The organism is Terrabacter sp. P5_B1, assembly GCF_056400505.1.
The window spans coordinates 1-6,770 of the sequence record NZ_JBFULD010000233.1 but is presented as its reverse complement, the minus strand read 5'-3'; the positions used below and the strand labels follow the sequence as shown (position 1 = coordinate 6,770).

Sequence of the window (6,770 nt, the reverse complement as noted above, 5' to 3'; positions counted from 1 at the left end):
CTCGCGGAGCGCCCCTGGGTCCACGTCGTCGGTCCGGCCGTCGGCACGCCCCGGGGTGGCGCCGTCGCGTTCGTCGTCGACGGCGTGCACGCCCACGACGTCGGGCAGGTGCTCGACGACGCGGGGGTCGCCGTTCGCGTGGGGCACCACTGCGCGTGGCCGCTGCACCGCGCCCTCGGGGCCGCGGCGACCACCCGCGCGTCTTTCGCCGTCCACAACACGCCCGCCGACGTCGAGGCGCTGCTCAAGGCTCTCGACCGCGTGCCGGTCATCTTCGGGATCGACACCGAGAGGGAGGCGAGCTGATGGACCTGTACCAGGAGCTCATCCTCGAGCACTCGAAGCGACCGCACCGCGCCGGTCTGCGCGAGCCGTTCGACGCCGAGGTGCACCACATCAACCCCACGTGCGGCGACGAGGTCACCCTCCGCGTAGACGTCTCCGGCACCGGCCCCGACGCCGTCGTCACCGACGTCTCGTATGCCGCGCAGGGCTGCTCGATCTCCGTCGCCAGCACCTCGGTGCTCGCTGAGGAGGTCATCGGCCACCCGGTGGGCGAGGCGCTCAAGACCTTCGAGGCGATGCGCGCGATGCTGACCTCCAAGGGCCGGGTCGCTGGCGACGAGGACATCATTGGTGACGGCGTCGCTTTCGCCGGTGTCTCCAAGTACCCCGCCCGCGTCAAGTGCGCCCTGCTCGGCTGGACCGCCTTCACCGACGCGCTCGCCCGAGCCGGCGTCGACATCTCGTCCACGAGTTCGCCCTCCCCGCAAGGAGTTCCGTCATGACCGCAACCACCACCCCACCCAATGTGGCCGACGTCGAGGAGGCCATGCGCGACGTCGTCGACCCCGAGCTCGGCATCAACGTCGTCGACCTAGGCCTCGTCTACGGCATCACCGTCGACGCGCAGTCGCACGCCGTCATCGACATGACGCTGACCTCCGCTGCGTGCCCGCTCACCGACGTCATCGAGGACCAGACGGCGCAGGCCCTCGAGGGTCTCGTCACGGCGCACCGGATCAACTGGGTGTGGATGCCGCCGTGGGGCCCCGACAAGATCACCGAGGACGGCCGCGAGCAGCTGCGCGCGCTCGGCTTCAACCTCTGAGTCAGCACCACCCGCGCCCGTGACGACGCGCGTCATCGAGGTCGACCCCGAGCGGTTCGACCGATGGATGGCGGGCTTCGCCGAGCGCCACGGCCCCTACGACGCCGCCGAGGAGACCACTCCCGGCGTCGTCGTCGTGTCCGCCCGCGCCGCCGACGGATCCACTGTCCTCGCAACGCCGTTCGCGCACGAGCCGCTCGGCGTCATCCTTGTCCGGCGAGGAGGGTATGCCGTGGGGCTCGCCCTCGCAGGCGCGTTCACGGCCTCCAAGGTCGGCACCCGGCACGTGCAGTCGCGCACGGCCGCCGGTGGGTGGTCGCAGCAGCGCTTCGCGCGCCGCCGTGGCAAGCAGGCCGACGAGCTCGTCGACGCCGTCGTCGGCCACGCCCGACGGGTGCTGCTCGCGGACGACGAGAGCCCACCCACGGGGGCGGACGGCATACCTCACGGGCTGGTCGTCGGGGGAGACCGGACCCTCGTGCGGGAGGTCCTCGACGCCCACGCACTGCGTGCCCTCGCGGGGCTGCCGATGCGTGAGCTCTACGACCTGCCCGACCCCAGACGCGACGTGCTCGAGACCGCGCTGCGACGAGGCCGGGCGGTCCGCATCGAGCTCACCGACCCCTGACGATCGAAAGAGCGATCCGTCCGGACGGATCGCTCTTTCGACTGGGTGGTGAGGTCAGCTGACGGTGTCGACGCCGAAGGTGTTGCACTGGTTGATGTCGCCGGTCTGGTAGCCCTGGGTGAACCAGTTCTGACGGGCGGCGGACGAGCCGTGGGTCCAGGTCTCGGGGGTGACCCGGCCCTGAACCTTCTGCTGGATGCGGTCGTCGCCGACGGCGGAGGCGGCCGAGAGCGCGGACTGGATGTCGGCGTCCGTGATGGGCTTGAGCAGGGGGGTGCCGCCCGCGTCGGTCGTCTCCGTCGCGTGCTTGACCCACGTGCCGGCCAGGCAGTCGGCCATCAGCTCCATGCGGACCGACCCCGAGTTGGGACCCTGCGGGTCCTGCTGGGCGCGGTTCAGGATGCCGAGGAGGTCCTGGACGTGGTGGCCGTACTCGTGGGCGATGACGTACTCCTTGGCGAGCTGGCCACCGTTGGCGCCGAACTTGCTCTGGAGCTCCTGGAAGAAGCTCGCGTCCACGTAGACCTTGGCGTCGAGCGGGCAGTAGAAGGGGCCCACCTGCGCGTTGGCGGTGCCGCACTTGGACTGCGTCTGGCCCTGGTAGATGACGGTCTTCACCGGCTCGTAGTTCATCTGGTACTTCGGCAGCGCCTTGGTCCAGTAGTCCTGGACGCTGTTGACGGTGGCGATGATGAGGCACACGTCGTTCTTGTTCGCGTCGGCGCCCGTCCTGCACTGGGAGAACTGTCCCTGGTCGACCTGTCCGGCGGCTGCCACCTGGCCGCTCTGGAGCTGCTGGGAGGGCAGGCCTCCGGCCGTGCTGCCCGAGTCGCCCCCGCCGAGGACCTTGCTGCCGCCGAAGATGAGCATGAGCACGAGCAGGATGAGGCCGCCGATGCCGCCTCCGACCTGGATGCCGCCGGGGAACCCACCGCCTCCGCCGCCACCACCACCGAAGCCACCGCTGCCACCGCTCTGCACCTGTGAGGTGTCGAGCTGGGCGTTGTCGTTGAAGCTCATGTGCCGCTCCTCGGGCTCGGGACCGGGGACCTCCCCGGTCCGGTCGTGATCACCCTAGTGCGCGGCGACCGGTGTGCGTCGGCGGCTTCGTCGCCGCCCCAGCGGGCTCGTTCCCGCTCTGGCGGGGTCTTACCCGCTCAGGCCGGTTCAGCCCTGGGAGGCCTTGACGAGACGCGCGGCGAGGTCCTCGGTGGCCTGCACGAGCGCGGGTGACCCGACCACCTCGAACGTCAACGGAGTGACGGCGAGCTGGCGGGCGTACCAGTCCGGGTCGTCGGTCGTGGCCCGCAGCCGGATGCCGCCCTCGACCGACTCGAGGGCCCCGAGGCTGCGCGGTAGCCATCGGGACGCCTCGTCGAGGTCGGCCCGCAGGAGCACGTCGACCTCGTGTCGCCACCCCTGCGAGAGGTGCTCCTCGAGGGTGCGGAGCGCGTCGAGGTCCTCGGGCGGGGTGAACCGCTGCGATGTCGGGAAGGCCGAGAGCACGCGGTCTACCCGGAGGGCGCGCTGGGCGCCGCTCGTGTGCGACCAGCCGAGGAGGTACCAGCGGCCGTGGCGCAGCACGACCGCCCACGGGTCCACCTCCATCGGTCGTTCGCGTCCGTCCTCGAGCCGGTAGTCGATCAGCACCCGCCGCGCCGACGTGCAGGCCTCGACGAGCTTGGCCGTCAGGACCGGGTCGACGCGCAGGCTCGGGTCGGGCGGTGGACCGGTGATCCGCCGAACGGCCCGAACCGGCTCGGCGACCTGCTGGGGGAGCGCTCGGAGGATCTTGGACAGGGCGGCCCCGACGAGCTCGGTCGGGTCGGCAGCCCCGCGGTGCCCCTCGAGCACGGCCATGACGAGCCCGAGTGCCTCGGCGGCGGTGAACATCAGGGGTGGCAGGCGCAGCCCCCGGCCGACGCGGTAGCCACCGTGCGGCCCTGTGACCGACTCGATGGGCAGGTCCGCCTCGCGCAGGATGGCGACGTAGCGCCGGGCAGCCCGCTCGGTGACGTCCAGGAGGTCACCCAGGCGTTGGGCGGTGATGCCGGGGCTGTCCTGGATGGCCTCGAGCGCGAGGAGCGCCCGTGCCGTCGGACTCGTGTCGTGCCGCATGCCGCCACCTCCCGGACGCCGCCGATCGTCAGGTCCGACGGTAGCGCCCGGAACCGACGCCGTGCACCGAGTGGTCGCGCTCCTATGCTCGTCGCATGGCCGTCCTGGGGACCAAGGTGCCCATCCCGACGCTGCGCCGTGACCTCGTCGAGAGGGACCGGCTGACGGCGCGGCTGATCGAGCGGCTGGCCGGTGGGGACCTGCCGCGCCTGGTGCTGGTGTCGGCCGCGCCGGGCTTCGGCAAGACGACCGTGCTGGCCAGGGTCTCGCACCCACGTTGGGGGAACTGCGCACGCTGCCCGCGGCGATGGCCATCTTCCGGGCCTCTGCTGCTCGAGCCCGAGGTGACACCGACGCCATGGCGCAGCATGCCCGAAGCGCCTTGTCGCTGACCGGCCCCACGACCACCGGCCCGCGCGGGCGCCGGCGTCAGCGCCAGAAGTCGGCCAGCGCCTCCACGAGCGCCCCGCCCTGGAGGTAGCCCCCTCGCGCGGCCTGGGGACGCGTCGATGGATCCAACGCGTTGGCGTCGAAGACGTCACCCGCGCCGCTGTCCGGGAAGACCGTTTCCACGCGGCTGCCGCCTGCGCGCAGTTCGTCGACCTGGGTGGCAAGGTCCATGCCCCACTCGAGCGGCATGCGGGTCCGGCCGCCGAACGGTGACAGCACGAGTACCCGTCCGCACCCCGCGGCGAGGTCGGCGTTCTCGCTGCGGCGGTAGCCGCCGTTGAGGTAGCGCTTCTCGCCGATGCGATACGGCGTCATCGCCGAGGTGCTCGCAGCCACGGCATCCACCAGGTCGACTCCGCTGCGGCGGTCGAAGACGACCGGTTCGCCGGTCCGCGCATCGACGGCCGTGATGAGCACGCGCTGTCGAGGCCACTGATGGCTGGGCAGCCGTGCGGCGACGATGTCGCGCCAGCGGGTCCGGCTCGACGTTGCGGAGGCATCCAGCTCGAGCGCTGCGGCGCCCATCCTGCGGCGCATGTCGGACGGATCCTTCGACGAGCCGATGACCTCGTTCGACCACTCCAGGTAGCTCGGGCCGGAGGCGGTGGGGGCTCGTCCGCTGCCCGACCCGGCCCCGCCGGTCGGGGGCTGGTGCACTTCCGCGAGGATGGCGGCATACACGTCGGCCGGCCTTGTCCCGCTGGTGATCTGGGCAGCCACCGTCGATCCTGCCGACGTCCCGATGATGAGGTCGGCATCGGTCACATCGATGCCGGCGTCGGCCAGCCCGGCGATGAGGCCGAGCTCCCACGCATTGCCTGCCGCTCCGGCGCCGGCGAGGACCAGCGCTCGCTCGGTGGAGTGGCCCAACTGCCGGTTTGCGTTGACCTGCTGGTTCGTGTCCATGGGAGTCGCCTTTCGCGAGTGGCCTGTCGGGCGCTCCCGTCGCGTCTACCTCGGTCGCGAGGTGGTGGACCGCGGGGGAGCACCCACTGCGGATACGGCATACATGGGTCTCACCTCCTGCCGATGGATCACGGTCATCGGAACGCTAGCAGGGTGCGAGTTGCCACGGCCGACAAAGGAGAAGGCCGACCTCCATCCGGATCCGGTGACGGCCTACGCTGGCCGGCGCATGATGGGCTCATGCCCAACGAGCCGTCAGCCGGTGCCGCGCCGGGGACACCGCCCGGCGACGGTTCCGGCCAGATGGGTTCCACTGCGGCGCCGGAGACCTACGTGTGGCCTCTGGTCGCCCTCGGTGTCGTCATCCTCCCGCAGGTTCTGGTACCGGCGAGGATGCGTGAAGGACCCCCGCTCGTCGTGCCCGCCATCGAAGGGATCGTGGTCCTGATCCTCCTCGCCGTGGCTGCGAAGCCGGGGCCCGTCCCACGGGCTGCTCGTCCCTTGGTGCTGTCGCTGTTCGCTGTTCTCATTCTCGCCAACACCGCCGCCGCGGTCAGGCTCGTGGCCCTCGTCCTGCGAAGCACCCCCGAAGGCGAGTCGCCACCGACCGTGACCCAGCTCCTCGTCACGGCCGTCACCCTGCTCGCCACCAACATCGTCACGTTCGGGCTGCTCTACTGGCAGATCGACGGCGGCGGCCCCGACGTGCGCCAGGCGGGTGCCGGGCGCCATCCCGACTTCCAGTTCCCCCAGACCGGCACCCAGGGACTGGCGCCGCCCGACTGGCAGCCACGGTTCCCGGACCACCTCTACGTGGCGTTCACCAACGTCGTCGCGTTCAGCCCGACCGACACCCTCCCCCTGACGCATCGCGTCAAAGGCTTGATGGCGGTCCAGTCGATGATCTCGCTGGCGGTTCTCGTCGTGGTGCTGTCCCGGGTCATCAACATCCTCCCCCCGTGAGCCGGAGGACGGGGCGCGCTCGTCAGCCGCCGACCAGGGAGGTGAAGAGCTCGCCGTACTGGATGAGGTGACGATCGCCGAGGAACTGACCGGCCACCCGTTCGTGGGCCGCGGCCCCGAGCCGCGCCCGACGTTCCGGGTCCCTGAAGAGGCCCGCGGCGAGGGCGGCGAAGCGGTCGAGGTCCGTGGGGTCATCGAGCAGCACGCCGCTACGGTCGTCCTCGATCTGGTCGGTGATGCCGCCCACGGCGGAGGCGACGACGGGCCGCTGCTTCCACATCGGCTCGGTGACGGTCAGCCCGAAGCCCTCCATCAGGCTCTTCTGCACGACGACCGTCGCATGCCGCTGGAGCGCGTTGACCAGGTGCGCGTTCTCGTCGACGTCATCCATCGGCAGGCAGCACAGGTGCACACGCGCGCGCTTCGACGGCGCAAGAGCGGCACGCAGCCCCAGGCACTCGCCGAGCACCTGCGCGCCCTCGGGGTCGTCACTCACCCCACCCGCGTGCGGCCCCACGAGCAGCAGGTGCACGCCCTCGGGAAAGCGGTCCATCTGGTCGGTGAAGCCGGTGAGCACGCCGGCCATGTCCTTGA

General features: G+C 71.3%; 10 protein-coding genes. 6 read left to right on the top strand and 4 right to left on the bottom strand.

The genetic code is table 11. The annotated features are described in order from the left end of the window. From AC1DP0_RS15655 to AC1DP0_RS15640, 4 genes are all read left to right on the top strand, one after another. Positions 1-306: aminotransferase class V-fold PLP-dependent enzyme (locus AC1DP0_RS15655; RefSeq protein ID WP_478085824.1), on the top strand; the 306-nt coding region annotated here is incomplete at its 5' end. Further along, positions 306-788: a Fe-S cluster assembly sulfur transfer protein SufU gene (gene sufU, locus AC1DP0_RS15650; RefSeq protein ID WP_478085820.1), complete on the top strand. Its 483-nt coding sequence runs from the start codon at positions 306-308 to the stop codon at positions 786-788. The genes AC1DP0_RS15655 and sufU, both read left to right, overlap by 1 nt. Further along, positions 785-1,111 carry a metal-sulfur cluster assembly factor gene (locus AC1DP0_RS15645; RefSeq protein WP_478085818.1) on the top strand — a complete coding sequence of 109 codons (327 nt, stop codon included), beginning with the start codon at positions 785-787 and terminating at the stop codon, positions 1,109-1,111. The genes sufU and AC1DP0_RS15645 overlap by 4 nt, the downstream gene beginning before the upstream one ends. Before the next feature lie 19 nt (positions 1,112-1,130). After that, on the top strand, positions 1,131-1,739 hold the full coding sequence (locus AC1DP0_RS15640) for an acVLRF1 family peptidyl-tRNA hydrolase (RefSeq protein ID WP_478085816.1): 609 nt from the start codon (positions 1,131-1,133) through the stop codon (positions 1,737-1,739). A gap of 54 nt (positions 1,740-1,793) precedes the next feature. On the opposite strand, the gene ypfJ is transcribed toward AC1DP0_RS15640, so the two are convergent. Beyond that, the gene (gene ypfJ, locus AC1DP0_RS15635) at positions 1,794-2,759 is read right to left on the bottom strand and encodes a KPN_02809 family neutral zinc metallopeptidase (RefSeq protein WP_478085814.1); all 966 of its coding nucleotides are present in this window, start codon (positions 2,757-2,759) and stop codon (positions 1,794-1,796) included. Between the two features lie 147 nt (positions 2,760-2,906). Next, complete coding sequence (locus AC1DP0_RS15630) at positions 2,907-3,857, bottom strand: helix-turn-helix transcriptional regulator (protein WP_478085811.1); 951 nt, start codon at positions 3,855-3,857, stop codon at positions 2,907-2,909. A 95-nt stretch (positions 3,858-3,952) separates the two neighbouring features. Here AC1DP0_RS15630 and AC1DP0_RS15625 point away from each other — a divergent pair, with 95 nt between their 5' ends. Then, positions 3,953-4,249, top strand: coding sequence for a hypothetical protein (locus AC1DP0_RS15625; RefSeq protein WP_478085809.1), 297 nt, complete (start codon positions 3,953-3,955; stop codon positions 4,247-4,249). Between the two features lie 37 nt (positions 4,250-4,286). On the opposite strand, the gene AC1DP0_RS15620 is transcribed toward AC1DP0_RS15625, so the two are convergent. Beyond that, positions 4,287-5,213, bottom strand: coding sequence for a patatin-like phospholipase family protein (locus AC1DP0_RS15620; RefSeq protein ID WP_478085804.1), 927 nt, complete (start codon positions 5,211-5,213; stop codon positions 4,287-4,289). 240 nt (positions 5,214-5,453) lie between these two features. Between AC1DP0_RS15620 and AC1DP0_RS15615 the strand changes: the two genes are divergently transcribed. After that, a complete protein-coding gene (locus tag AC1DP0_RS15615) occupies positions 5,454-6,176 on the top strand; it encodes a hypothetical protein (RefSeq protein WP_478085800.1) in 723 nt (240 codons plus the stop codon). 22 nt (positions 6,177-6,198) lie between these two features. Here the strand turns inward: AC1DP0_RS15615 and AC1DP0_RS15610 are convergent. Next, on the bottom strand, positions 6,199-6,770 hold a 572-nt coding region (locus AC1DP0_RS15610; RefSeq protein WP_478085796.1), incomplete at its 5' end, for a glycosyltransferase.